The sequence below is a fragment of the Mycobacterium ulcerans subsp. shinshuense genome, assembly GCF_002355775.1.
Classification (GTDB): domain Bacteria; phylum Actinomycetota; class Actinomycetes; order Mycobacteriales; family Mycobacteriaceae; genus Mycobacterium; species Mycobacterium marinum.
Genome location: NZ_AP017624.1, coordinates 3,564,449 through 3,590,322 on the forward strand (window position 1 = coordinate 3,564,449; position 25,874 = coordinate 3,590,322).

26 protein-coding genes are annotated in these 25,874 nt (G+C 66.8%); 7 read left to right on the forward strand and 19 right to left on the reverse strand.

The features are described from left to right. Nucleotides 1-57: 57 nt before the first annotated feature. The 8 genes from SHTP_RS15900 to SHTP_RS15935 all read right to left on the reverse strand — a co-directional run bounded on the left by SHTP_RS15900 (nt 58) and on the right by SHTP_RS15935 (nt 8,256). Nucleotides 58-1,125: an NUDIX hydrolase gene (locus SHTP_RS15900; protein WP_012393867.1), complete on the reverse strand. Its 1,068-nt coding sequence runs from the start codon at nt 1,123-1,125 to the stop codon at nt 58-60. Beyond that, nucleotides 1,125-2,249 carry a glycosyltransferase family 4 protein gene (locus SHTP_RS15905; RefSeq protein ID WP_096371109.1) on the reverse strand — a complete coding sequence of 375 codons (1,125 nt, stop codon included), beginning with the start codon at nt 2,247-2,249 and terminating at the stop codon, nt 1,125-1,127. Before SHTP_RS15905 ends, SHTP_RS15900 begins: the two co-directional genes overlap by 1 nt. Then, a complete protein-coding gene (locus SHTP_RS15910; protein ID WP_096371110.1) occupies nt 2,249-3,199 on the reverse strand; it encodes a phosphatidylinositol mannoside acyltransferase in 951 nt (316 codons plus the stop codon). The genes SHTP_RS15905 and SHTP_RS15910 overlap by 1 nt, the downstream gene beginning before the upstream one ends. Further along, nucleotides 3,196-3,900: a phosphatidylinositol phosphate synthase gene (gene pgsA / locus SHTP_RS15915; RefSeq protein WP_096371111.1), complete on the reverse strand. Its 705-nt coding sequence runs from the start codon at nt 3,898-3,900 to the stop codon at nt 3,196-3,198. The genes SHTP_RS15910 and pgsA overlap by 4 nt, the downstream gene beginning before the upstream one ends. 7 nt (nt 3,901-3,907) lie before the next feature. Then, complete coding sequence (locus SHTP_RS15920) at nt 3,908-4,480, reverse strand: ATP adenylyltransferase (protein ID WP_096371112.1); 573 nt, start codon at nt 4,478-4,480, stop codon at nt 3,908-3,910. Between the two features lie 2 nt (nt 4,481-4,482). Beyond that, a complete protein-coding gene (gene thrS, locus SHTP_RS15925; protein ID WP_096372511.1) occupies nt 4,483-6,558 on the reverse strand; it encodes a threonine--tRNA ligase in 2,076 nt (691 codons plus the stop codon). 127 nt (nt 6,559-6,685) lie between these two features. Then, on the reverse strand, nt 6,686-7,309 hold the full coding sequence (locus tag SHTP_RS15930) for a PaaI family thioesterase (RefSeq protein WP_096371113.1): 624 nt from the start codon (nt 7,307-7,309) through the stop codon (nt 6,686-6,688). A gap of 86 nt (nt 7,310-7,395) precedes the next feature. Continuing rightward, entirely contained in the window at nt 7,396-8,256 is an 861-nt protein-coding gene (locus tag SHTP_RS15935; protein WP_420866694.1) for an aldo/keto reductase, read from the reverse strand. Between the two features lie 79 nt (nt 8,257-8,335). Here SHTP_RS15935 and SHTP_RS15940 point away from each other — a divergent pair, with 79 nt between their 5' ends. Then, a complete protein-coding gene (locus tag SHTP_RS15940) occupies nt 8,336-8,839 on the forward strand; it encodes a DUF1990 domain-containing protein (RefSeq protein ID WP_012393859.1) in 504 nt (167 codons plus the stop codon). A gap of 32 nt (nt 8,840-8,871) precedes the next feature. Here the strand turns inward: SHTP_RS15940 and SHTP_RS15945 are convergent, their stop codons facing one another. Genes SHTP_RS15945 through fdxA form a run of 5 tightly spaced genes read right to left on the reverse strand, consistent with a single transcriptional unit; the run spans nt 8,872 to nt 11,626 of the window. After that, a complete protein-coding gene (locus SHTP_RS15945) occupies nt 8,872-9,816 on the reverse strand; it encodes an NAD(P)H-dependent flavin oxidoreductase (RefSeq protein ID WP_020787924.1) in 945 nt (314 codons plus the stop codon). Nucleotides 9,817-9,818: 2 nt separating this feature from the next. After that, a complete protein-coding gene (locus SHTP_RS15950; RefSeq protein ID WP_096371115.1) occupies nt 9,819-10,163 on the reverse strand; it encodes a cupin domain-containing protein in 345 nt (114 codons plus the stop codon). A 12-nt stretch (nt 10,164-10,175) separates the two neighbouring features. Continuing rightward, entirely contained in the window at nt 10,176-10,550 is a 375-nt protein-coding gene (locus tag SHTP_RS15955; protein ID WP_096372512.1) for a hypothetical protein, read from the reverse strand. A gap of 47 nt (nt 10,551-10,597) precedes the next feature. After that, nucleotides 10,598-11,269, reverse strand: a complete 672-nt coding sequence (locus SHTP_RS15960; protein WP_231991490.1) for a helix-turn-helix transcriptional regulator — start codon at nt 11,267-11,269, stop codon at nt 10,598-10,600. Between the two features lie 9 nt (nt 11,270-11,278). Then, the gene (gene fdxA, locus SHTP_RS15965) at nt 11,279-11,626 is read right to left on the reverse strand and encodes a ferredoxin (protein WP_096371117.1); all 348 of its coding nucleotides are present in this window, start codon (nt 11,624-11,626) and stop codon (nt 11,279-11,281) included. A 167-nt stretch (nt 11,627-11,793) separates the two neighbouring features. Between fdxA and SHTP_RS15970 the strand changes: the two genes are divergently transcribed. The 3 genes from SHTP_RS15970 (at nt 11,794) to SHTP_RS15980 (ending at nt 15,249) form a co-directional block, all read left to right on the forward strand. Beyond that, nucleotides 11,794-13,212 (forward strand): MFS transporter, encoded by a 1,419-nt coding sequence (locus SHTP_RS15970; protein ID WP_096371118.1) that lies wholly within the window; start codon nt 11,794-11,796, stop codon nt 13,210-13,212. Between the two features lie 189 nt (nt 13,213-13,401). Next, complete coding sequence (locus SHTP_RS15975; RefSeq protein WP_012393853.1) at nt 13,402-14,226, forward strand: class I SAM-dependent methyltransferase; 825 nt, start codon at nt 13,402-13,404, stop codon at nt 14,224-14,226. Nucleotides 14,227-14,355: 129 nt separating this feature from the next. Beyond that, complete coding sequence (locus SHTP_RS15980) at nt 14,356-15,249, forward strand: universal stress protein (protein ID WP_096371119.1); 894 nt, start codon at nt 14,356-14,358, stop codon at nt 15,247-15,249. Here SHTP_RS15980 and SHTP_RS15985 read toward each other — a convergent pair. The 5 genes from SHTP_RS15985 to SHTP_RS16005 form a co-directional block, all read right to left on the reverse strand. After that, nucleotides 15,246-16,040, reverse strand: a complete 795-nt coding sequence (locus SHTP_RS15985) for a universal stress protein (RefSeq protein ID WP_096371120.1) — start codon at nt 16,038-16,040, stop codon at nt 15,246-15,248. The two genes, SHTP_RS15980 and SHTP_RS15985, sit on opposite strands and share 4 nt — an antisense overlap. 53 nt (nt 16,041-16,093) lie before the next feature. After that, nucleotides 16,094-17,272: a site-2 protease family protein gene (locus SHTP_RS15990; RefSeq protein WP_096371121.1), complete on the reverse strand. Its 1,179-nt coding sequence runs from the start codon at nt 17,270-17,272 to the stop codon at nt 16,094-16,096. Between the two features lie 89 nt (nt 17,273-17,361). Further along, a complete protein-coding gene (locus tag SHTP_RS15995) occupies nt 17,362-18,039 on the reverse strand; it encodes a hypothetical protein (RefSeq protein WP_096371122.1) in 678 nt (225 codons plus the stop codon). A gap of 57 nt (nt 18,040-18,096) precedes the next feature. Further along, complete coding sequence (locus SHTP_RS16000; RefSeq protein ID WP_096371123.1) at nt 18,097-19,524, reverse strand: wax ester/triacylglycerol synthase family O-acyltransferase; 1,428 nt, start codon at nt 19,522-19,524, stop codon at nt 18,097-18,099. A gap of 15 nt (nt 19,525-19,539) precedes the next feature. Beyond that, a complete protein-coding gene (locus SHTP_RS16005) occupies nt 19,540-20,793 on the reverse strand; it encodes an alpha/beta hydrolase family protein (RefSeq protein WP_231991491.1) in 1,254 nt (417 codons plus the stop codon). A 254-nt stretch (nt 20,794-21,047) separates the two neighbouring features. On the opposite strand from SHTP_RS16005, the gene SHTP_RS16015 reads away from it, so the two are divergent. The 3 genes from SHTP_RS16015 to SHTP_RS16025 all read left to right on the forward strand — a co-directional run bounded on the left by SHTP_RS16015 (nt 21,048) and on the right by SHTP_RS16025 (nt 25,509). After that, a complete protein-coding gene (locus SHTP_RS16015; RefSeq protein WP_096371125.1) occupies nt 21,048-22,913 on the forward strand; it encodes an AMP-dependent synthetase/ligase in 1,866 nt (621 codons plus the stop codon). A gap of 61 nt (nt 22,914-22,974) precedes the next feature. Further along, nucleotides 22,975-24,099, forward strand: a complete 1,125-nt coding sequence (locus SHTP_RS16020) for an Rv2629 family ribosome hibernation factor (protein ID WP_096371126.1) — start codon at nt 22,975-22,977, stop codon at nt 24,097-24,099. Between the two features lie 99 nt (nt 24,100-24,198). Then, entirely contained in the window at nt 24,199-25,509 is a 1,311-nt protein-coding gene (locus tag SHTP_RS16025; protein WP_096371127.1) for a phosphoribosyltransferase, read from the forward strand. 53 nt (nt 25,510-25,562) lie between these two features. On the opposite strand, the gene SHTP_RS16030 is transcribed toward SHTP_RS16025, so the two are convergent. After that, nucleotides 25,563-25,844 carry a DUF1876 domain-containing protein gene (locus SHTP_RS16030; protein WP_096372514.1) on the reverse strand — a complete coding sequence of 94 codons (282 nt, stop codon included), beginning with the start codon at nt 25,842-25,844 and terminating at the stop codon, nt 25,563-25,565. Nucleotides 25,845-25,874 lie beyond the last annotated feature (30 nt).

Below are 25,874 nucleotides of genomic sequence, written 5' to 3' on the forward strand. Positions count from 1 at the left end.
ACTTTAATGGGAACCACAAGCAAGTTTGCGGGACCGCAGTCCCGCCCGATATTCGGACTAGCGAATCGACCGGGGAACATATGCGGTGCGGACGGTCTGGTCGCCTCCCGCGCCGCCGCAAGCGGCGTCGACAATGCGATTGGCCTCGGCCAATAGCTCCCCGAGTTGGCGCGGGTAGACCTGCTCACCGGAGGCGTTGAGCGCGGCGATGTCGCTGGCATCACACCAGCGGGCCCCGTGAACATAACGCCGTTCCAGCTCGGTCCGGCCGTCCAGGGACGGCTCGAACCGACTGGTGCGGTGCACCAGATAGAACTCCTCGCTGTCGAGCTTGGAACCGTTGAACTCAAAGACCTCGTTACGTCGCCAGATGGGTCCCACCAGGTCGGCGGGGTCGACCCGCAAACCCGTCTCTTCGGCGAGCTCACGCGCCGCGGCCTGGGCCAGCCGCTCCCCCTTGCCCACCTCGCCGCCCACGGTGAACCACCACCGAGGCGCGCCGCCCTCGTCGAACGCCGCGGCGGCCGGGTCCGAACCGCATAGCAGCAGCACCGCGCCGCGGTCATCGAGCAGCACCACCCGCGCCGAGGTACGCCGGCCGATATCGCCGTCGTCGCTGTGCGCCTGCGCCTGCGGCCGCTCGGCGATCTCGAAATAGGCCGGCAGCGGAGCTCGCCCACCAAGACGGAAGGCGCGCACCATGCGCCGCTCGGCCAGCACCAGGGTGTCGCGCACGGCGTCGTTGTGGAATCTGCGGGCCAGCAATACCCGGGCCTCGGCATCGGCGAGTTCGGCCACCAGCGCCGACGGCAACGACGCCGGATCAACCATCGCCAGCGCGGCGGACAGTTCGTTTTCCGCATTCTCTCGTTCGTGTCGCGGCGCCTGCTCGGCGGCGTCGGCCAGCCGCGCCAACCGGCTGCCCTGGGGCGCGCCGCCGTAGGCATCGATCGCGACGGCGCGCGCCACCACGGCCCGGCGCGCCAGAGCACCGTCGAGCGCCTGCCAGGACAAGTCGTAGCGCACGTGCAATCGATCCAGCCGGTTGGCGCGCTGGTATCCCCAGGCCCCGAACACGACCAGCACGACGAGCAGCACGATGCCGGCGACAACCAACCACGTCATCAGCTGGCCACCTGCACCTTGACCCCGGCCCCGGCGACGGTCTCGTAGACCCGCATGATCTGGCTGGCCACCACCGACCAGTCGTAGCGGCGGACCGCTTCGGTGCCCGCCGCCACATAGCGCTCTCGCAGCTCCTGGCTATCAAGCACCTCGATCAGCGCGGCCGCCAGCGCGTCGCTGTCATCGACTGGAACCAGGCGCCCGATCTCGCCATCGCGCAGTACGCGCCGGAAGGCATCCAAGTCGCTGGCCACCACCGGGGTGCCGGCGGCCATGGCCTCAACCAGCACGATGCCAAAGCTCTCGCCGCCGGTATTGGGTGCGCAGTAGACGTCCGCACTGCGCATCGCCGATGCCTTGCCCGCGTCGTCGACCTGGCCGAGAAAACGCATGTGCTCGGTCAGCTCACCCGCCTCATCGCGTAGTTCGTCTTCGTCACCGCGGCCCACGATCAGCAGCTGCACGTCGCTGAAGCGCTCCACCAACTTGGGCAGCGCCTCGAGCAGGACACTCATCCCCTTGCGGGGCTCGTCGTATCGGCCCAAGAACAGCACCGTCTTGCCGGGGCGGGGGTATCCGTCCAGACACGACGAGGACGCGAAAGAACCGACGTCGACACCGTTGGGAATTTCGACCGCGTCCGAGCCGAGCGCCTCCATCTGCCAACGCCTGGCCAGATCGGACACCGCGATGCGACCGACGATCTTCTCGTGCATGGGCCGCAAGATGCTCTGGAAGACGGTCAACGTCAGCGACTTGGTGGTCGAGGTGTGAAACGTTGCCACGATGGGGCCCTCGGCAATGTTGAGGGCCAGCATCGACAGACTCGGCGCGTTGGGCTCGTGCAGGTGCAGGACGTCGAAATCGCCCTCGCAAAGCCACTTTTTGACCTTGCGATGGGTCGCGGGGCCGAAGCGCAGCCGCGCCACCGACCCGTTGTAGGGAATGGGAACGGCCTTGCCGCCGGAGACGACATAGTCCGGCAGGGCCGCGTGCGGCGACGCCGGTGCCAGCACGCTGACCTCATGCCCACGGGCCCGCATCACCTCGGCGAGCTGTAAGACGTGTGACTGCACCCCACCCGCCACGTCGAACGAGTAGGGACACACCATTCCGATCCGCATCAGGGCTCCCGCAGCCGCGCGCGGCGGGCATCGGACAAGTCGGCCAACCATTGTGGCTGAAACATGTGCCAATCCTCGGGATGGTCCGCGATGTTGGCTGCGAACCTATCGGCGAGCGCCTGGGTGATCGCTTCCACATCATCGCTGCTGCAATCCAGAGCCGGATAGACCTGAAAACCCCAGCCCTTGGGCTCAAACCAGCAGTGGGTCGGCAGCAGGGCGGCTCCCGTTTGGATCGCGAGTTTGGCCGGGCCCGCCGGCATCCGGGTGGGCTCGCCAAAGAAATCGACTTCAACACCGGTGCGGGTCAGATCACGCTCAGCCATCAGGCATACCACCCGGTTGTCCCGCAGTCGCTCACATAGCACCTCGAAGGGCGGCTCCGCACCGCCCGACAACGGAAGTACTTCGAAGCCAAGGGTTTCCCGATAGTCGATGAATCGCCGGTACGACGACTCGGGCTTGAGCCGCTCGGCGACGGTAGTGAAGGTGCCGTGCCGCTGCGCCAGCCACACCCCGGCCATGTCCCAGTTGCCGCTGTGTGGCAATGCCAGCACCACACCGCGTCCCGCGGCCAGCCCGGCATTGAGGTGATCTTTGCCCCCGATGGAACTGTCAATCTGGGCGGCGACCTTACGCAGGTTCATCGACGGAAGCCGAAACGCCTCCCGCCAGTAGCGGGCGTAGGACTCCAGCGACGCGCGCATCAGGGAGTCCGGGACCGCGCCGGCCCGCACCCCGGTTACCCGGGCCAGGTTCTTGCGAAGTTGCTCGGGCCCGCCGTGGCGGGCCGCGTAGTGCGCCCCGGCGTCGAAGGCGTTGCGCGCGGCGAACTCGGGCAGCGCCCGCACCATCCGCCATCCCGCCGCATACGCCAAGTCCGTCGCGTTGCCGACCAGGAGCTGCCGCGGAGCCCTGACCCATCGCAGGCCGGCCGGGGTGGAGATCACCGCTGGGTCTTTCCGGGGTCACCCGACCTCGGATGGCCCTGCGCGTCGTCGTCGCGCACCGGCGCACTGGGAACCAGCAGATCGGTGGCCCCCGGTGAGGTCCACACGGTGTACAACCGTTGTCCGCAGGTGATCACGCTGGTCACCGCCAGCAGCCACATCGCCACCGGCAGCGCCGGCGGCCAGGCGATGAACGGAAAATCGGACACCCCCGCACCGGCCAGCACGATGATCAGCCGCTCCGGTCGTTCAATGATGCCGCCGTCACCACGCAACCCGCTGGCTTCCGCCCGGGCCTTGATGTAGGAGATCACTTGCGAGGTGACCAGGCAGATCAACGTCGCCACCACCAGCAATCGGTCTCGCATGCCGAACGCGACCCACCACAGCAGCCCACTGAACACCGCGCCGTCGCTGATGCGATCGCAGGCCGCATCCAGCACCGCGTCAAATCGGGTGCCGCCGCCCCGTTCCCGTGCCATGGCTCCGTCGAGCATGTCGAAGAGCACGAAGAACCAGACCACGCACGCGCCGGGAAACAGCTTGCCCATCGGAAAAAGTACGAGCGCGCCGGCCACCGAAGCGGTGGTGCCGATGATGGTGACGGCATCGGGGGTCAGACCGATCCGGAGCAAGCCCCTGGCCAGCGGATTGGTGACCCGCGCAAATGCCGCCCGGGACAAGAAGGGCGCCTTGCTCATCGTTGCCTCATGATTGCCGAGCCCATTCGGTCGCCAGCAGCCGCCGGGTGTCGCGCAGCAACTGTGGGATGACCTTGGATCCGCCGATGATGGTGATGAAGTTCGCGTCCCCGCCCCAGCGCGGAACAACGTGCACATGCAGGTGCTCGGCCAGCGATCCGCCCGCCGATGTCCCCAGGTTCATGCCGACGTTGAAGCCGTGTGGCCGCGAGACGTTCTTGACGACGTGAATCGCTTTCTGGGTGAACGCCATCAGCTCGCCGCTCTCCGGCTCGGTGAGGTCTTCGAGCTCCGATACCCGCCGATACGGCACCACCATCAGGTGGCCGGGGTTGTAGGGGTACAGGTTGAGCACGGCGTAGACCAACTCGCCGCGGGCAACCACCAGACCTTCTTCATCAGACAGCCGCGGGATCTCGGTGAACGGCTGCGAGCGCGCGGAGTCCTCCCGCTTGAGCGGAGCCTCGGCGAGGTAGTTCATCCGGTACGGCGTCCAGAGCCGCTCCAGGTGGTCGCGCTCGCCGACGCCACGGTCCAGGATGGTGCTGTCCTGCGGCTGCGCGCTTTCCTCGTTAGTCACCGTTACTCACCGCTATCCACCTTGACCAGTTCAGCTGTGGGAGTGGCGTTTTCGCGCCGGGATATCCAGTCCACGATCGCAGCTACCGCAGCCTCGCGTGGCACGCCGTTGATCTGCGTGCGGTCGCCGAACCGGAAGCTCACCGCGTCGGCCTGCACATCGCGGTCGCCGGCCAGCAGCATGAACGACACCTTCTGGTTGGTGTGGTGCACGATCTTCTTGGCCATGCGGTCATCGCTGGTGTCCACCTCGACCCGCACCCCATGTGACTTCAACTGTGCGGCAACCTGTTCCAGGTAGGCGATGTGTTCGTCGGCAACCGGGATGCCGACCGCCTGAACGGGCGCCAGCCACGCCGGGAAGGCACCCGCGTAGTGCTCGGTGAGGATGCCGAAAAACCGCTCTATCGACCCGAACAGGGCACGGTGGATCATGACCGGGCGCTGGCGAGTCCCGTCGGCGGCGGTGTATTCGAGCCCGAATCGCTCCGGGAAGTTGAAGTCGAGCTGGATGGTCGACACCTGCCAGGTACGGCCCAGGGCGTCCTTGACCTGCACCGAGATCTTGGGCCCGTAGAAAGCCGCGCCACCGGGATCGGGTACCAGCTCCAGACCCGATTCCGCGCCCACCTCGGCGAGCACGTTGGTGGCTTCCTCCCAGACCTCATCGGAGCCGACGAACTTGTCCGGATCCTTGGTGGACAGTTCCAGATAGAAGTCGGTCAGTCCGTAGTCGCTGAGCAGATCGAGCACGAACCGCAGCAGCGAACGCAGCTCGTCACGCATCTGTTCGCGGGTGCAGAAGATATGCGCGTCGTCCATGGTCAATCCGCGCACCCGGGTCAGCCCATGCACCACACCGGACTTCTCGTAGCGGTAGACGGTGCCGAACTCGAAGAGCCGCAGCGGTAGTTCGCGATAGGACCTACCGCGCGCCCGGAAGATCAAGCAATGCATCGGGCAGTTCATCGGCTTGAGGTAATAGCCCTGGCCGGGTTTGCGCACCGTACCGTCCGCGTTGTACTCCGCGTCGATCTGCATCGGCGGGAACATGCCGTCGGCGTACCAGTCCAAGTGCCCCGAGGTGTGAAACAGCTGGGCCTTGGTGATGTGCGGACTGTTGACGAACTGGTAGCCGGCTTCGGTGTGCTTGCGACGCGAATAGTCCTCGAGCTCGCGCCGCACAATCCCACCCTTGGGATGGAAAACAGCCAGGCCAGAGCCTATTTCGTCGGGGAAACTGAACAGATCCAGCTCCACACCGAGCTTGCGATGGTCGCGGCGCTGTGCCTTTTCGATGAGCTCGATGTGCGTATCAAGCGCTTCTTGCGACTCCCATGCCGTCCCGTAGATCCGCTGCAGGCTGGCGTTCTTCTGGTCGCCCCGCCAGTAGGCCGCCGAGCTTCTGGTCAGTTTGAACGCCGGGATGTGCTTGGTAGTCGGGATGTGCGGTCCGCGGCACAGGTCACCCCAGACCCGTTCGCGGGTGCGGGGATTCAGGTTGTCGTAGGCGGTGAGCTCATCGCCACCGACCTCCATGACATCGGGATCCCCGGGCTTGTCATCGACGAGTTCGAGCTTGTAGGGCTCGTTGGCCAACTCCTCGCGCGCCTGATCCTTGGATTCGAAGACCCTGCGGTCGAAGAGCTGCCCTTCCTTGACGATCTGGCGCATCCGCTTCTCCAGCGCCTGAAGATCATCAGGGGTGAACGGCTCGAGCACTTCGAAGTCGTAGTAGAAGCCGTCGGTGATGGGCGGTCCGATACCCAGTTTGGCTTGCGGGAAGAGGTCTTGAACCGCTTGGGCCAGCACATGCGCGGTCGAGTGCCGGATAACGCTGCGACCGTCGTCGGTATTGGCCGCGATCGGGGTGACCTCCGCGTCAGCGTCGGGCACCCAGCTCAGGTCGCGCAGCTTGCCTTCGGCGTCTCGCACCACGACGATCGCGTCCGGCGCGCCGCGTCTGGGCAGCCCCGCCTCACCGATTGCGGCGGCCGCCGTGGTCCCGGCAGGAACCCGGATCGGCTGCCGCGGGTCACCGCCGTCGGCTCCTGGGGTGGGTTGTGCGGGGACGCTCATCGGGGTGGTCTCCAAGGTTCGCGAGTGAATGGGCATGTCGAATCGAACGCGACCATGCTATCGGGGCGGAGCTGGTCGAACCCAAGCCGCGTGCTAGGTCCGCGTCGGCGCCTTGGCCGAAACCGGCTCAAGGCTGGCCGGGCTTGAGCCGCACAAACAACGCATCCGCCTCGGTCAGCAGGGTCTGGCCATCGCGCAACCGGCCGGACACGAAGATCTTGCGCCCGTCCACCCGGTCCACTCCGGCGTCGATTTGCAGCTCCTTTTCGATGGGCACGATGTTGCGATAGTCGATCTTGAGGTAGGCGGTGCGCTGGCGCCGACTGCCGGTGAGCACCGACGCCGTCAAGCCCAGGAGCGTGTCGAACAACATGCCCAACGCACCACCATGGACCGCGCCATTGCGTCCGAGGTGGAACCGGGCGAAGCGGGCCCAGCCACCGATCCGGCCGTCTTGCGTCTTGCGCGCCGACATCGGGATGGTCGTGACGTTGCCCCGCATCGGCAAGTCCATTCGGCGCCGCGATGGTGACTCCCATTCGTCGGCGTCGAATGGCGCAAGCAGTATGGAGACCCGTTCGAGCAGGTCGGCGGCCTGGGTGATCACCTCGTCAGGCGCGTCGGCGGCACGCGCGTGGTCCTGCACCTTGCGCACCGCATCAATGAACCTGCCGTAGTCCGGTCCGCCCTTGTCGGTTGGCTGCGGCGGATTGAAGCCGCCGCCAGGGTGTTGCGACTGTTCGCGGGTCACCCAACCACCGTATTGCCTGCCGCCAGCCAAATGGGCGACACCGCGGCTGAGACTGGCTAGCCGGGCTCACGGGTCGCCGCCCGCCCCTACCCGCCGTGGGCGGCGCCGGCCACCGACAATGCTTCGAACTCCTGGTCAGAGAGCACAATCTCGGCAGCGGCGACGTTCTCCTGCAGGTGCGCTACCCGCGAGGTGCCGGGAATCGGCAGCATCACCGGCGACCGCTTGAGTAGCCACGCCAGGGCGAGCTGCGACGGCGTCGCGTGATGATCGTCGGCGATCTTGCGCAACGGACCGTCCGGCGCCGCCAGCGGGCCCGAGGCCAGCGGGAACCATGGGATGAATGCGATCCCCTGGCTGGTGGCCGCCTCCAGCAATGGTTCGGCGCCACGCGCGGCCAGGTTGTACATGTTCTGTACCGACACGATCTCGGTGATCTGTTGGGCCGCCTCGAGTTGGTCGACGTCGATCTCGGACAGCCCGATGTGGCGGATCTTGCCTTCGTTCTTCAGGGCGAGCAGCTCGCCCACCTGGTCGGCCAGTGGATAGTTGCGATCGATGCGGTGCAGCTGGAACAGGTCGATGGTGTCCACGCCCAGAGGCCGCAGGCTCATCTCGCATTCCTGGCGCAGATAGCTCGGATTGCCCAGCGGCACCCACACGCCTGGGCCGGTACGCAGCAGCCCGGCCTTGGTGGCGATTACCAGCCCGGTGTGGGGGTGCAACGCCTCGTGAATGATCTCCTCGGACACGTAGGGGCCGTAAGAGTCGGCGGTGTCGATGAAGTTGACGCCCAGTTCGGCGGCCCGGCGCAGCACCCGTACGGCTTCGGCACGGTCGGCGGGCGGGCCCCAGACGCCGTCGCCGGTAAGGCGCATCGCGCCGAACCCGAGCCGGTTGACGGTCAGATCGCCACCCAGGGTCAACGTTGCGGATGCTGCGGCCATGGCTTTCGCGCTGTGAGCACTCATTTTTCCGACCGTACGCCACGGGGCACACCCGATCCGGCGTGGCAAGCTGGGGGGTGTGGACCTTCGCGCGCTTTCCGGGCAACAACTGACCTACCCGGAAGTGGGCGCCACCGCGGCCGGACAGTTGCCCCCGGGATACGCCCACCTCAGTGTGTCCGACCAGATCGGCACCGGCCGGAAGCGTTTTGAGGAGGCCGCCCACGCGGTGATGCATTGGGGCATGCAGCGTGGCGCCGGGCTGGCGGTGCGGGCCACCTCGGATACGGTCGCTGTTTCGACGGTGGCGGTGATCCAGATGATGGGTGTGTTGCGCGCGCCGTGCCGCGTGGTCTACGTCATCGACGAACCCGATATCCGCGGATTTGCCTATGGCACGCTGCCGGGGCACCCGGAATGCGGCGAGGAACGGTTTGCCATTCGCTACGACCCGGACACTTCCGGGGTTTTTGCGGAGGTGTCGTCGTTCTCCCGGCCGGCGACCTGGTGGAGCAAGGCCGGTGGCCCGTTTGTGGCACTGACTCAACGCATCATCGCCAAGCGCTACTTGCGCGGGGTGTAGGCGGCGTCAGCCGAGCCGGCGACAACGCGCGGTCACGCCCATCGCGCCAACAGCTCCCGCGCACCCGAGCACATCTGCTCGATCACCTCGCCGGCCGGCGCGCCGTCGGGGATCATCCCAACTCCCTGGCCCGCGTCGACCGGCGCCACCCGCAGGTCTTCGGCCGCGCTGGCAGCGGCCAGCTCGGCACGAGCATCCGCATCGGCGGCCAGTGCCGTCTCATTGCCGTTCCAGCGCGCGACGAAGTCGTTGGTCAACACCCGCGATGGGAACCGCTGAGGCCAGGGCAGGCCGTCGGCGACGTCGAAGACCCGGGTAGTGCTGGTGTCGGTTTCGCGCGCCGCGATCAGAGCCTGACGGCTCGGCTCCCCCGTCAGCGCCTCGGGGCACGCCGCCAGACGCGTGCCTACCCAGGCCCCCGCGGCACCGGCGGCCAGCACCGCGGCCAGGCTTCGGGGCGAGGCGATGCCGCCGCCGGCCAATACCGGCACCGAGACCGCGGCCAGGACCGCGTCGAGCAACGGCAGCGTTCCCAGCCGCACCTCGCCATGGCCACCCCCCTCGGCTCCGCGCGCCACCACGATGTCCACCCCCGCATCGGCGGCACGCCGGGCCCCCACAGCGTCGTAAACCTGTGTGACGGTGTGGATTCCGGCGTCACGGGCCGGGCCGACCCATGACCAGTCGGTGCCGAAACTGACCGACAACAGGGCGGGCCCGGCGGCAAGCGCATCCTCGAGCAGCCCCGCCTCACTGCGCATCACCCAGTCCACCAGCCCGATCCCGAACCTGCCGCTGACCTGCCGCAATTGTTCGGCCAAGGCAGCCCGGGTGGCCCGGCTTCCCATGCCGATCATGCCCAGTCCACCGGCCGCGGTGACAGCGGCGGCGAGCCGGCCACCGGCGACTCCGCCCATTGGGGCGTTGACGATGGGAACCCGCAGGCCGAAGCCCCGTGACCAGCCGGTAGCGAGCACCCCTAGTGGGCGCCGGGCTGGGACTTGAGCACGGTCAACACCACCACCGAATCCTCGATGACGTGCAACGCGTGCCGCTGCGGCGGAATCGCGACATAGTCGCCCGTCTTGCCGTCCCAGGCGTCATCGCCGGTGGTGAGGCGCACATGTCCCTGTAGCACCTGCAGGGTCGCCTCACCCGGGCTGTCGTGTTCGCCGAGATTGTGGTCGGCCAGCAGTGCCAGCACGGTCTGGCGCAATTCGTGGGCGTGTCCGCCGTGGATCGTGTGGGCGGCCCGTCCGCTGTGTGACTGTTTTGCCTCGGCCAGCTTTTCGGAGGCGAGCGCGGTCAGCGAAAGCGATTCCATCGGTGAGTCCTTTCAGCCGTTCAGTAGCAGTATTCCCGCAACGATCAAGGCGGCCACCTTGACCACTTCCAAACCGACGTACACGTAGTGCGCACGGGAGCGGGGCGCATCCAACCCGGCCAGCACCTGATCGGACCGGCGGGTCAGACGGGGACGCACCGCGAGCAACTGCACCGCTAGCGCTGCGACCACGACACCGAACGCCACGATAATCCGCAGCGGCGCCGGGCCCGACACCGCTATTGCCGCCAGGACCAGCGCGAAGACGACCTCAACGATATTGAGCGCGCGGAAGACCAACCGGCCGATGCCAAGCCCGATCTGCAGCGTCACGTGCGGCGCCCGGAACTTCAGCGGAGCTTCCAGAAACGAGATGGCCAGCACCATGCCGAGCCATATGAAGGTGACGGCGATTTGGGTCGCCGCTGCGGTGCTCAACTGAGGGCTCCTTCCGGCGAAAGGTGGGCCAAGCAAAGATCCGGTTCGACAAACGGGTCGAGCCGTTCGACGGTGACGGGCGCCCCCCAACTTTCCAGCGCCCCGCGCATGAGGCCCAAGTGAATTGGACACACCACGCCCGACCGGTTCTCGGCAAGTTCCAGAAACGGGCAGTGTCGCAGGGCAACCTGTTGCTGGCCGTCGGAGACTCGGCGCTCGGGAGCGAACCCGAGTCCGTCGAGGACGCCGACCAAGTGATCGATCGATTTCTCGACGCTGTGCGCGGTCGTCGGGGCTTGCAGACGTTCGCCCCAGGCGCGGCCGGCGGCCAGCGCCTTGTCAACCGAATCGCTCTCGGCGGCAAGGCCGTTGCTGAGGATCTCGGCGAGGAGCTGGTAGTGGCGAGCGCCACCGCGGTCCATCTGCTGGACCGCCCGGAACATCAGCGGCGGGCGTCCGGGGCCGCGACGGCTGGGCTGCACGCGCTCCACCTGACCGTCATCGACCAAGCCGTCGAGGTGGAAGCGCACGGTGTTGGGGTGCACTCCCAGGTGCTCGGCGATCGCGACAATGCTCAGCGGATGGCCGAGGGCGCGCAATACCCGCAGCACCGCGCGGCGACGCCCCGCCGGATCCCCGCCCATTCTGGCGATCCGACCCTCTCCCATTTAAGAATCTTAATCATCTGCGGCTTGAGGATGACCCGCCACGAGTGGCGTATCAACACCCAGTCGGCCAATCTTGGCAGCCCCGCCCGGCGAACCCAGCGGCCCGTCCCGGCCGGGCAGGGTTTCGGTGAAAAACGCCACATTGTCGGCGAGATGCGGGTGCAGCTCCTGCGGCAGGTCGTCCTCGTAGTAGATCGCCTCGACCGGACACACGGGCTCGCAGGCGCCACAGTCCACGCATTCGTCGGGGTGGATGTACAGCGAGCGCCCACCCTCGTATATGCAATCGACCGGACACTCCTCCACACAGGCCCGATCCGTCACATCGATGCAGGGTTTTCCGATCACATACGTCATGGTTCCGGAGTTTATACAACATGATTTGTAAAAACTAGCGAGGCGGCAAAAGTTCTGTCCGACAACGCACTTGACGTCCGGATCGGCGCAGTGACGGCGCGCCACCTCAACCGCTACGATTAAAAGCCCTGGGCCCAGTCTCCACGACACGGAGTGGAAAGGATTGCATGGGACGCTCACGTCACATCGCGCACTGGGACCCCGAGGATGTCCAGGCGTGGGAAGCCGGCAACAAGGCCATCGCCCGGCGCAATCTCGTCTTCTCCATCGCCACCATGCATGTCGGTTTCTCGATCTGGACCCTTTGGTCGGTAATGGTGCTGTTCATGCCGCAGTCCGTCTACGGCATCTCGGCCGCAGACAAGTTGCTGCTGGGCGCCACCGCGACGCTGGTTGGCGGCTGCGTGCGGATCCCCTACGTGATGGCCACCGCCCGATTCGGTGGCCGCAACTGGGCGACGTTCTCGTCGTTGGTACTGCTGGTGCCCACCGTCGGAGCAATCGTGCTGCTGGCCAACCCCGGACTGCCGCTGTGGCCATACCTGGTCTGTGCCGCCCTGAGCGGCCTGGGCGGCGGCAACTACTCCGCATCGCTGGCCAACGTCGAAGCCTTCTACCCACAACGGCTCAAGGGCGTAGCTCTAGGCCTCACCGGAGGGATCGGCAATCTGGGGGTGGCCGCCATCCAGGCGGTCGGCCTGTTGGTGCTGGCGACCGCGGGCCATGAAGCTCCATATTGGGTGTGCGCCGTCTACCTGGTGCTGATCGCCATCGCCGGCCTCGGCGCGGCCCTGTTCATGGACAACTTGACCCACGTGATCGAGGTCGGGCACGTGCGATCCGTTCTCGCGGTGCCCGATACCTGGAGCGTCTCGTTTCTCTACATGTGCGCCTCCGGCTCGTTCATCGGCTCCGCCTTCGTCTTCGGTCAGGTGCTGCAGTTCAACCTGCTGGCCGGCGGGCAGAGCACCGCACAGGCGTCGCTGCACGCCGCCGAGATCGCCTTCGTCGGTCCGCTGCTGGGGTCGCTGGCGCGCATAGTCGGCGGCAAATTGGGCGACCGCTTCGGTGGCGGCCGCGTCACCCTGGGGGTCTTCGTCGCCATGATCCTCAGTGCCGTACTGCTGGTCGCAGTCAGCACACACGCCGACCTCAACCACGGCGCCGGCGGGCGCATGACAGCTGCGACGCTGATCGGCTATGTGAGCGGCTTCATCGCGTTGTTCATCTTCTGCGGGATGGGCAAGGGAACCGTGTTCAAGCTGATCCCGTCGATATTCGCGGAGCGTAGTCAGCACCTGGACATCAGCGATATGCAACGCCGCCAATGGGCACGCATCATGTCGGGGGCACTGATCGGGTTCGCCGGCTCGGTGGGCGCACTGGGCGGCGTTGGGATCAACCTGGCTCTGCGCCAGTCATATGTGCACAGCGGCACCGCGACGCCGGCCTTCTGGGCGTTCCTGGTGTGTTACCTCTGCGCGGCCGCGCTGACCTGGGCACGGTACGTGCGCCCACGCAGCCCGGTTGCCTCGGCGCCCCGCAAACCCAACGAGGATCCGCAGCTCTCCGGTGCTGCTGCCTAGGCGCACGGTGGATACCTCGGCATGCATACTGGACCCGACCTGCAGGTCTTGATCCGCGCTGTCCGGGATCGGCCGGCCGAGTAACAAGGAGGGCATCATCGACCCGTATTCCGCCTCCGCGCTCTGGCATTGCACCGCCCATCCACGGCGCCCGCTGGTTGTGGGCCTACCGACCCGACCCACCGCCTGATGGCCGGCACTCAGGGCGAATCCGGACAGCCCCTCCCGCTGTCGAATCGCAGCGACGACCATCTGCAGGGGCACTGGCTGCTGGCGCGGCTGGGCAAACGGGTACTGCGCCCCGGCGGTGTCGAACTCACCCGCACCCTGCTGGCCCGCGCCGACGTCAACCATGCCGACGTGCTCGAACTGGCGCCCGGCCTGGGCCGCACCGCGAGCGAGATCCTGGCCCGCCATCCGCGGTCCTACGTCGGAGCCGAAGCCGATCCCGATGCGGCGAACCTGGTGCGCACAATTGTGGCCGGGCACGGTGACGTGCGAGTCGCCGACGCGGCCGACACCGGATTGCCGGACTCCAGCGCTGATGTCGTCATCGGCGAGGCGATGCTGACCATGCAGGGCGATGCGGCCAAACACGCAATCGTCGCCGAGGCGGCGCGGGTGCTTCGCCCCCACGGGCGCTACGCCATCCACGAGCTGGCGCTGACGCCCGACGACGTGCCCGAAGAAATCAGCACCGAGGTCCGCCAGGCGCTGGCCCGGTCCATCAAAGTCAACGCCCGGCCGTTGACGGTGGCCGAATGGTCCCAGCTACTGGCCGGACACGGGCTGGTCGTCAGCCACGTGGCAACCGCGCCGATGGCGCTGTTGCAGCCACGGCGGATCATCGCCGATGAGGGCCTGTTGGGGGCCCTGCGTTTTGCCAAGAACCTGCTCACCCAGCCGGCCGCGCGCAAACGAGTACTGATGATGCGCAGCACATTCCGCAAACACCGGGACCGCATGGCGGCGGTAGCCATCGTGGCCTACAAGCCCTCGGCATCGGGCAGTTGACGGCCGTAGCGCCGGCCCCCCGTGCGAATGACAAACGGCTCTGACCGTGGTGACCGTTCGTCGTTAGAGTCGTGGGTAGCGGCCCGCCAATTCGGCCGAGCCGGCTGACCCGCCAACAAAGGACACGCCATGTCCTCCCAGAACCAACGATTGGGAATCATCGTCGGTATCGACCATTCACCGGCCGCGAAGGTGGCCATCCAGTGGGCAACGCGTGAAGCTGAGCTGCGAAACGCCCCGCTGACGCTCGTTCACGCGATCTCTCCCGACGTCGCGACGTGGTTGAACAAGCCATTGCCGCCCGGCCTGGCCCGCTGGCAGCGCGATCACGGCCACCAACCGGTCGAGGACGCGCTCAAGGTCATCGAGGAGGCCGCCGAGCGCGGCGGTCCCGCGGGGCTGGGTAGCGAAATCGTGCCTTCCGCCGCCGTTCCCGCCTTGGTCGACATGTCCAAGGACGCGGAGATGGTGGTAACCGGTTGCCACGGCAGCGGGCGCTGGCCGGGCCGGCCGCTGGGCTCAGTCAGTTCCGGGCTGCTGCGCTACGCGCACTGTCCGGTGGCCATCGTCCACGACGAGGACGCCTCGGCGCCGGATCGCGCCGCGGCGTCGGTGCTGGTGGGCATCGACGGCTCCCGGGCATCGGAATTCGCCACCGGCTTGGCCTTCGATGAGGCATCGCGCCGCCATACCGGGCTGGTGGCGGCGCATTCCTGGAGTGACGTCGATGTCTCGGAATGGCCGGGAATCGATTGGCCGGCAACGCAGTCGATGGCAGAACAGGTATTGGCCGAGCGCTTGGCGGGATGGCAAGAGCAATATCCCGATGTGAGCGTCAGCCGCGTGGTCGCGCGTGATCAGCCGGCCCGCCAGCTCGTGCAGCGGTCCGGCGAAGCCCAGCTGGTCGTCGTCGGTAGCCGCGGACGCGGTGGATTCGCCGGAATGGTGGTGGGTTCGGTGGCCGAATCCGTTGCCCAACTGGCCCGCGTGCTGGTGATCGTGGCGCGCGAGTCGCCGGCCTAGCCGCGGACCACGAGCACCGAGCACTCGGCGTGCCGAAAGATCGGGTGTCCGGATGGCCCCACCAGCCGCGCAACCTGATCGGCCTCGTCGGCGCCGATCACCGCCAACTGAACCCGCTCATCGTGATCGGCCAGAAATCGTGCGATGCCCGCCTGGGTGGTGATCGGATAGACGTGCACATCGGTATGGTGCTGGCCCCATTGCTGTACTCGACGTTCAAATTCCCCGTCCGCGGCGTCGGTGAGCTCCTCGGGGCGCCCACCGAGTGCGAGGATCGGTGCTTGGCGCAGTTTCGCCTCGTGGGCGGCGTATTCGATCACCGCGTCGTTGTCGGGCGCGTCGGTCACCCGCACCACGATCCAGTTGATGTCCGGCGGCGGCTGATCCGAGTTCGAACGGATGACCGCCACCGGGCAGTGCGCCTTTTCGGCGAGCTCGGTGGCCGTCGACCCCAGAATGGCTCGCGCGTAGCGGCCGATCCCTACTGAGCCCACGCAGACCAGCTCCGCATCGCGAGACGCCTCGACGAGCACGGCACCCGCCGGCCCGCGCGGGGTGTCGGTCTCCACTTTGACCGGCGCTGCGGTGGCTTCGATCGCGGATTGCGCTGCGCGCAGCGATGTCTCGGCATGCGCGAGATCATGCTCGTACTCTTCGGGGGACGAATGAGCCGTCTTGAGCACCGATATCAGCCGCAACGGCACGCCGGCGCTGACCGCCTCCGCGGTGGCCCACAGCACTGCCATGATACCCGCCGGTGAACCATCGATGCCAACGATGACCGGTTTCATGTCATTGCCCCTCTCCGGCACTGCTCACGTTCGGTAATCCACCAGATGGCCAATCAACCCGCGTTGGAATACTTTTCGTGCTGATCAGCGGAGTCCGCCGTGGCCCCCGGCCCGGCAAGCCGGTAGACGTTGATCAGCCGTGCGATGTCGCTGGCGGCGACGATGCCGACCACCGCACCGCCGTCGAGGACCAGCGCGCGGCTACCCCGGCCCGCCGGAGCCATCCGCTCGAGCAGCGTCGTCAGCGGCTCCTGCGGCGTTGCGGTGGGCACGTCATGCAGGGGTAGGGCGATTTCGCGGACCGTTGTGCCGCCTCGCCGCTCGGGCGCCAGCTCGCGCAGCTGCCGCAGGGTGACCAGACCCGTGATCGATCCATCCCGCTCGGTGACCGGGTAGGCCGAGTGCCGGTCGCCAAGCACATAGCGCGCAATGAACTCGTCGACGTCGATCCAGCCGTGAGCGGTATGTGGATGCGCGGTCATCGCGTCCGCGACCCGCAGGCCGGTAAAAAGCTGCTGAGTCGAGATCCGGGTTTCCTCCTCGCAGGCGGCGGCGAAGATGAACCAGCCGATGAAGGCCAACCACACACCGCCGACCAGGCCGCCGGCCACAAACTCCGCCAACCCCAAGATGATCAAGATCAGCGCGACCACCCGTCCGGCCCGCGCCGCACCGATTCCGGCGCGCACGATATCGCCGTGGCGTCGCCACAGGTAGGCCCGCACCAGCCGACCTCCGTCCAGCGGCGCCCCCGGCAGCAGATTGAACAGGCCCAGCATCAAATTGACCGCGGCCAGCCACCAGACGACGCTGACCACCAGATCCGGCGTTCGCACCATCGCCAGGGCGACGGCCACCGCGGTGAACATCGCGGACAGGGCCAGGCTGGTGGCTGGGCCCGCGAATGCGATCCGAAAAGCCGCCTTTGGAGTTTTGGCTTCCCCGCCCAGGGTGGTCACTCCCCCGAACAGCCAGAGCGTGACGTTTCCCACGGGTACCCCGGCCCGCCGCGCCGCGATGGCGTGCGCGAGCTCGTGGGCCAACAACGAGGCCAGCAGCACCAGTGCCCCGCACCCGCCGGCTATCCAATAGACCACCGCGCCATAGCCTTTGGCCGTTTCCGGCAATGTTGTGGCCAGACTCCAGGTGAATAGCCAAAGAATGACCAGAACGCTCCAGTGAACCTTCACCGCAAAGCCGGCGATTCGTCCCAATGGGATCTCGTCGCTCACCGCGCTACCTCCAACCTGGCGGATTGCCCTGCAACGCTCACCAACGCGATCCACCTACTCCCGAACGTAGGGCGAGCCGGCGGACTGCGCTAGGGCCGTTCGGCCTTCCGATCGCCGGCCGGCTGCGGCTGGGCCGGGGCCAGACGTTCAACTCGGTGCTTGATTCCCAGCAGCAGACCCCGGGTGCCCAGCGAGATCAGCGACCTGGCCAGCTCCAGGGCAAAGATCTCCCCCGGGTGGCGCAGGGCGATCCTGGCGCGCGTCAGCAGACGCACACGATCCTCCCAGTGCGGCTGAACGTGAAATGACCAGACCGCGTTCCAGCGTTGGTCCGGCTGGGTCGCGTTGAGCACCAGGTACTTTTCGGGCTCGATCGCAGCGACACGCAACGTCAGTCCGTCCGGCAATCCCAGCCACCCCGGCGGAGCCAGTCGAACCACATCGCCTACCGCAAGGTGTTGCCATTCCGGATGGATGCGATCGGCGTCGTAGCCAAGGCCGGCAAGGTTTTTCAGTCGCTCGTCGCCGTACCAGCCACCCCGGTCCTGCCCCATCTGCAGTAGCCAGGGCCACACGGCCGACACGGGCGCGTCGATGCACAACGCCTCGGTGGTCTGAGTCGCCGGATCCCCCACCAAACTGTCACCGGGCAACAGCATCTGAGCCTCTTGCTTGGTCGCGCCCCAGTTGCGGTAGTAGCGTCGCGCGGCGTAAAGCAGCGCCAACGAGGCTGTGGCTTCAGCAATCCGTTTCGTCGTCGTGCCCATATCCCCAGTCTGCGAGCACGGCATGCTCATTGACCAGGGCCAATGGTCCCCCATGCGCTAGCCGATGTGCCCCGACAGTCGGGGTGGCACGCGCACACAAGATTCCAGCTCGGTCAGGCATTCCTCGGTCAGCGGGATGAGGGTGTCGATATCGGGCATCACCTCGCGGCCCGCGACGTAGCCGAACCCGATCCGGTCAGCGTAGGAACACGTGGTGACGTTGAGCGCCTGACCGTCGTAGACGGTCGACACCGGATACATCTCGTCGACGTGTGCTCCGTTCCAATACCTTTCGGCGCGTGGGCCCCCAACGTGGGAAATCGGAAGGTTGTATCCGGTGCGGATTTTCGGGGTGAACGGCAGCAGCGGAAAGACAACGGTGGCAGCGATGCTGGCCGCCGTGGTGAGCAACGATGCCGCCGATCCCCGCGCCCTCACCCAGTGCTTGCCCTCCGACATCGACCGGTGAATCAGATCCAGGCGCCGGTGCGGATCTGGTAGATCGGTGCCCAAGGGGCACAACCAAAGACCGAACATGTTGGCGTGCTCGTCGGGTGCCGAAGGATGCTCGCGATCACGCACGGTGATCGGGCAGATGGCGACCAGGGAGTGATCGGGCAGTTCGGAATGGGCGAGCAACCAGCGGCGCAGCGCGCCGGCGATCACCGCGGTGACCACGTCGTTGGCCCTGACGTCGGCCGCCCGTTGTATCGCCTCGATGCGGTGCCGCGACCAACTGCCCGCCGCGACGGCGCGCTGAGCACCCAAGCGGCCGTTGAACCGCGTGTAGGGTGCGGTGAACGGCAGCACCGTTGTGTGCCCGATCAAGCTGTCCCAGACCGTGGATGCCTCCCCGGCGACGACGTGATTGATCAGCCCGATGCCCGATGCCGCGGCACCGGCCAGCGAACGCAGCGGCGCAAAAAGGCGCGCCAGCAGCCCGGTCGAGGTAGACGACGGCGGGTGGTCCAGGTGGCGGTCGGCATAGAAGGGCGGCATCGACCGGCATTCGGGATCGGTGCTCAGCGCCTCGGCGCTCATTTGAAAACCCGCCACACCATCGACGACGGTGTGATGCACCTTGATGTAGAACGCGAACCGGCCATCCTCGAGACCATCGATCAGATACGACATCCACATCGGGCGGGACAGTTCGAGCCGCTGCGCGTCCAGCTCGGCGATCAGCCGCCAGAACGCGTCGCGGCCGGCATCGACGCTGCGCCGCTGGCAGTGGTACCCGATGTCGACGGCTTGCGCATCTCTCCAGACCCAGACACCCCCGGTGTCCACGCCACGATGTGGATATCGGCGCAACCTCGGATCTATCGGTTCACCACCAGCCAGTGTTTCGCGGTGAAGCTGGTCGACGTAGTCGGCCCCGGAACCGGGTGGCGGTGACAGGATCAGCAGCGCACCGACATGCATGGGGTTGGATACCAACTCCGCGGTCAACATCAATGCGTCCAGCGGATCCAGCGGATGCATCCGGTTCCTCCGCAACTAGGCAGGGCGGTCGCGCTGCTCCGAGGGATCGTCGAGCAGGCCCGACTGCTGCAGCGCATCCTCGACGAACTGCTGCACCGGCCGAGATCGGAAGAACCCGGTATGTCCGCCCGGATACCAGACGATGTCGGGCTTACCCCAGTGTTCCCAAAGCCGGGCTACCTGCCGCCGCGGATGCACCAGCTGGTCGGCGACGCCGGCATAGATGAAACGCCCGGCCCTGGGCACCAGCGGAGTCAGGGCGAGCGGCGAGATCATGTGGCCGATGGGTTCGGCCAGCGCCACCGTCTCGCGGCGGGGGTCATCGCGACCAAAACCCGAGTGGCGGCCCAGCAAATCGACCAGATCCGCGACCGGCACACCGAGGATCGCGCAGGTCAGGTCGTCTTCCAGGCTGGCCACCAAGGACGCGATGTAGCCGCCGAGCGACAGACCGTTGATTCCGATCAGCGATTCGGGCTCCTGCATCCGGATCCAGGAGATCAGCCGACGGATGTCCCATACGGCCTGAGCGGTGGCATGGACGTTGTCGAGAACATCTTCGCCCGGATATACCGCGCCCTTGGGCAGGTCACGCGCCCGGGGACCGTGCATCGGCAGCACCGGCATGACGATGTTCAGGCCCAACTCGCGATGCAGCTTCCAGGACCGGAACAGCGCCAGATCGAGCGGGGCACGGCCCATCTCGGTGCCGTGTACGCAGACCAGCCAGGGGCGCGGTTCCCGGTGGCGCAGCAACAGCGCGTACTCGCGATTGTTCGCGGTGTACCCCAGCCACCGTTGGCCACCCGACTCCCCCGGCAGCGGGGTGTACCCGCTGTCGAAGAACATCCGGTAGAAGGAGCGTTTGCGCCCCTTGACCTTGCGGACCGTGACCTCAGAGGGGGGCGGGGGGTCGGCGAAGAATGTCCGCGGGCGCTGCAGCCAGCCCTGATCGCCGTAGAACTGCAGGGCCAGCGCCACTTCGTCATCGATTCGCTCGAACACGTGTGGATCGCTGACCGGGCGACGCGCCTTGAGCCCCATCAGCACGATCTCGTCCCGAAACGCCTGGGCCGCCAGGGCGATGGTGGGCCGGGCGATCGGGAGCCCGTCGGAGTCTTGATCGAGGTACTCGCGCCACGACTCGGCGAAGTAACGACCGGTGTGCACGAAGGGCGTGACCACGCTTCCCAAGCCCCCGAGGCCAATCAGGTTGACTTGCCGGGCCCCTGGGCTTTCCTGTGCGTCATCGCCGGCCGGTTTCGCCATGGCGCCAAAGCTAACAGGTCGCCCAAAACGCCGGTTAGGGTCTTACGTCCCGAGCAGGTCACGGGCACCAACGGACACCAAAGGACAATTGCCAATCGCCTGGATGACTTTGGGCCCTACCCCGGCCCAGGCAACCGCAGAAACATCGAAAGTGTCATCTAGCGACAGAAGAGATGCGTTATGCACTGCTTGCCAGGCCCACCAGAGATCCCGCTCGTCGGCGATGTTTGCACTGGTGAGAGGTAGTTTGCGTGATGCATCCCACGCTGGCCCACGAGCGGCCCGACATCGCAAAGATCGACAACCGACCACCATCGGTGGCGCGGATGTTCCTAGACCGCGTGGCCGCCTCCCCGAGCGCCGAAGCGTTCCGCTATCCCCACGGTGACGACTGGGAGAGCGTCACCTGGGAGCAGGTTGGCGAGCGGGTAGGCCGCCTGGCGGCCGGCCTGATCTCGTTGGGCATCGCCCCGCAGGATCGGGTCGCGCTGGCATCGTCGACCCGATACGAATGGGTGCTCGTCGATTTCGCCGTGATGTGCGCCGGAGCGGCGACAACCACGGTGTATCCGACGACCATCGCCGCCGACGTCGCCTACATCGTGGCGAACTCCGGAAGTCGAGTCGTGGTCGCCGAGGACCAGACGCAGGTCGACAAACTGGTCGAACACCGCGCCGAACTGCCCGAGGTGGCCAGGGTGGTGGTGATCGACGGCAAGGGTGATGGCGGCTGGGTGATCACGCTCGCCGAACTCGAACAACTGGGCAAGCAGCTGCTTGCCGACTCCCCCGCCGCCGTGGACCAGCGGGTCGCCGCGATCGGCCCCGACCAGCTCGCCAGCCTCATCTACACCTCCGGAACCACCGGACGGCCCAAGGGTGTGCGGTTGACCCACGGGGCTTGGACGTACACCGCCTCGGCGATCGATGCCCTCAACGTGCTCGGCCCGGCCGACCTGAACTTTCTGTGGCTGCCGCTGGCCCACGCATTCGGCAAGGTGATGCTTTCGCTGCCGCTGCTCATCGGGTTCCCCACCGCGATCGACGGGCGGGTCGACCGGATCGTCGACAATCTGGCGGAGCTGCATCCCACCGTCATGGGGGCGGCGCCGCGCATCTTCGAAAAAGCTCACGCCCGGATCGAGCAGATGGTCGCCGAGCAGGGCGGGCTCAAGAAAGCGGTGTTCGACTGGTCGATCGGTGTGGGCTTGAAAGTCTCGGCCTCCCGGCAAGCCGGCCGCCAGCCCGCACTGCTGTCCAGGCTGGCCTACCAGCTGGCCGACCGGTTGGTGTTCTCCACCATTCGCGAGCGCTTCGGCGGCCGGATCCGCTTCTTCGTCTCCGCAGCCGCGGCCCTGGACCGCAACGTCGCGCAGTGGTTCGACGCGATCGGTATCACCGTGCTCGAAGGCTACGGGCTGACCGAGACCGCCGCGGCGTCGTTCATCAACCGCCCCAACGCCTATCGGTTCGGCACGGTCGGCTGGCCGTTTCCCGCTACCGAGGCGAAGATCGCCACGGATGGCGAGATCCTGCTGCGGGGCCCTGGCTTGATGACGTCCTACCACGACTTGCCCGAGGCCACCGAGGAGGCACTCGACCACGACGGGTGGTTTCACACCGGCGACATCGGGGAGATCGACGCCGACGGCTACCTGCGGATCACCGACCGCAAGAAGGACATGTTCAAGACCTCACAAGGTAAGTACGTCGCACCTGCCGCGATCCAGGTGAGGTTCAAAGGCCTGTGCCCCTACGCGGGCGAGCTGATCGTCGTCGGTGAAGCCAAGCCCTATTACGTGGCCCTGGTCAGTCTGGACAGTGAAGCGATCACCGAGTGGGCCGCGGGGCATGGATTGGCCGGCAAGTCCTTCGCCGAGCTAACCCGCGACCCCAAGACACGCGAGTTGATCGCGGGCTACATCGACACGCTCAACGCCGAGTTCAACCGGTGGGAGCAGATCAAGAAATTCGCCGTGCTCGACCGCGAGCTGTCCATCGAATCCGGTGACCTGACACCGAGCATGAAGCTGCGCCGCAAGGTGGTTCTGGACAAGTCCGCCGACGAGATCTCGGCTCTCTACCAGCAACCAGCGGGCCAGGCACCCAAGAGCGGCTGAGCTCGCGCGACGAGACAGCAAGTATCACAACAACATAAACGACACAGCGGAGAAGTTTGGCATGCAATCAGATCGCCTCCATTGGCTAACAACTGCGGCTGGTCCATTCGCCTCGGTGTATTTCGATGACTCACACAACACCGCCGATGCCGCCGAGCGGCTGGAAGCGACATGGCGCGACATCCGGCGTCACCTCGACGGTCTGAAGGCCGACGATCAGCTCATCGGCCGGCTCGAAGAGGCGGTGTGCAACCACCGCCCGGCCGTCGGGCGGCGGGGCCGGGCGGTGGTGGCGACCAGCGACAAGGTGCTGGTCAACGAACAGCTCATCAGCCCACCGCCGGTAACCGTGGTGCGGCTGTCCGAGTACCCGTACATGGTGCCGCTGATCGACCGCGAGATTCGGCGACCGACCTACGTGTTCGCGGCGGTGGATCACGCCGGCGCCGACGTCCGGTTGTATCGCGGTGACACGTTCAGCTGCACCAGCATCGACGGCGGCGGCCACCCCATCCACAAACCGGCCACCGCCGGCTGGAAGGGCTATGGCGACTTTCAGCACACCGCCGAGGAGGCCGCCCGGATGAACTACCGTGCCGTCGCCGACCACCTCACCCAGCTGGTGGACGAGGCCGACCCCGAGGTGGTGTTCGTCTCCGGTGAGATCCGATCCCGCTCCGACCTGGTTGCGACACTGCCGCACCGGGCGGCCCAGCGAGTGTGGCAACTACATGGCGGCGCACGCAACAGCAGCATCGGTGAGGACGAGATCAACGAGCTCACCCTTGCCGAGTTTGCTCGCCGGCGAGACACCGAAATGGCCGAGGTGACACAGCGGTTCGAAGCGGAGCTGGGGCGGCGTTCGGGGCTGGCAACCGAGGGACTGTCAGCGGTCTGCGCGGCCCTGCGCAACGGCGAGGTCGACACCCTGATCGTCGGTGAGCTGCGCGACGCCACGGTGGTAACCGGGGCCGCGCTCACCACGATCGCCCCCAACGCCGACGTGCTGTCCGAGCTCGGCGAGCCCGTGGTGCGGATTGCCCGTGCCGATGAAGCGTTGCCATTCACCGCGATCGCGGCCGACGCCTCGCTGGTTCGAGCCGATGGTCAGATGGCGCCCGCCGACAGGGTGGGCGCGCTGCTGCGGTATCCGGCAAGCGACAGATTGGCCAGCCAGAGTTCGTAAGGCCTGACGGGCGATCTCGCGGGCGTAACGCCGTGGCGAACTCTGGCGTGACATTCGGCCCTGGCGTTACGCTCGCGTTGGTTGAAGGACACCCGAGGTATGAGGCAGTTCAGCGATCGCATCGACGCCGGCCGCAAATTGGGCCGCCGGCTGGAATTCCTACGTGGTCAAGACATTGTGGTGCTGGGTCTGCCGCGAGGCGGTGTCCCGGCGGCCTTCGAGGTAGCCAAAGCCTTGCACGCGCCACTTGATGTGCTGCTGGTGCGCAAGCTCGGTGTGCCGCTGCATTCCGAGCTGGCCTTCGGCGCCATCGGCGAGGGCGGCGTGCAGGTGATCAACAGTGCCGTGGTGCACGAGGCCGGGCTCGGAGAACAGGAGATGGCCGCGGTCGAGACCGCGCAGCGGGCCGAGTTGCAGCGCCGGGTGCAGCGCTACCGTGGCGATCGCCATCCGATCCCGCTGCGGGGCCGGATCGCGGTGATCGTCGATGATGGCGTCGCGACCGGAGCCACCGCCGCGGCCGCTTGCCAGGTTGCGCGCGCCCAGGGCGCCAGCCGGGTCATCCTGGCCGTTCCCATCGGTGCTACCGATACCGCACCACGATTCACTGAATACGCCGACGAGGTGGTGTGCCTGGAAACGCCCACGCCCTACTTTGCCGTCGGACAGGGATACGACAACTTCACCCAGACCTCCGATCAGGAGGTGGTGACGCTACTGGATCGGGCCCGTAGCGAATTCGGTGCGGGCCATCAGCCGCCAGTTCCTGCGCGGCGAGACGATGAGGTTCGGGTATTGGCGGGCCCGGTCTCGGTGATCGGGCGCCTCACCATTCCCGACCGCCCCACCGGAATCGTCGTCTTCGCCCACGGCAGCGGCAGCAGCCGCCACAGCCCGCGCAACCGCTACGTGGCCGAGGTACTCAACCAGGCCGGCCTGGCGACTCTGCTGCTGGATTTGCTGACGCCCGAGGAAGAACACAACCGCGCCAACGTGTTTGACATCGGATTACTCGCCCGGAGATTGGTCGACGTCACCGGGTGGCTGGCGGCACAACCGGACACCACGGCGCTGCCGGTGGGATTCTTCGGGGCCAGCACTGGCGGCGGCGCGGCTCTGGTCGCGGCCGCGCACCCCGGCGTCAAGGTGCAGGCGGTGGTGTCCCGCGGCGGGCGGCCCGATCTCGCGGGCGATGCGCTGCGCGAAGTGCACGCTCCCACGCTGCTGATCGTCGGTGGTCGTGACGAGGCCGTCCTGGAGTTGAACCGGCAAGCGCAAGCGGCGATCCCGGCGCCGTGTGAGCTTGTGGTGGTTCCCGGTGCCACTCACCTCTTCGAAGAACCTGGCGCCCTCGAGCAAGTGGCGACACTGGCGCGTGATTGGTTCCTCGGCCACCTGCGCCATCACTAGTCAGCGCTCGCACGCGCTGCGATAGCCGGCGATTCAGTGGTGGAGGCCGGAAATCAGTGGTGGAGGCCGGAAACCGGCTCGTGCGTGCTGGCTTGGATGTCGGCCGACGTCGCCGCAAACAGCTGATTGGCCAAGTCGGATAACGCTCGGGCGATCGCGAGTTCATCGCCGATCTGAGCCACCGGCTCATCGGCCGGGTCAAGCCTGGCCAACCCGATACCAACCAGAGTCTGGTCGCCGCAGACCAGTCGCGCCTTTGCCCGGGTGCGCTCGTCGCGCTCTTCGATCAGCACATCCACGTGGCAGGACTTGGCGTTGGTGGTGTTTCCTGTCATCGCCGTCTCCTTTGTCTTGCAGACACATTC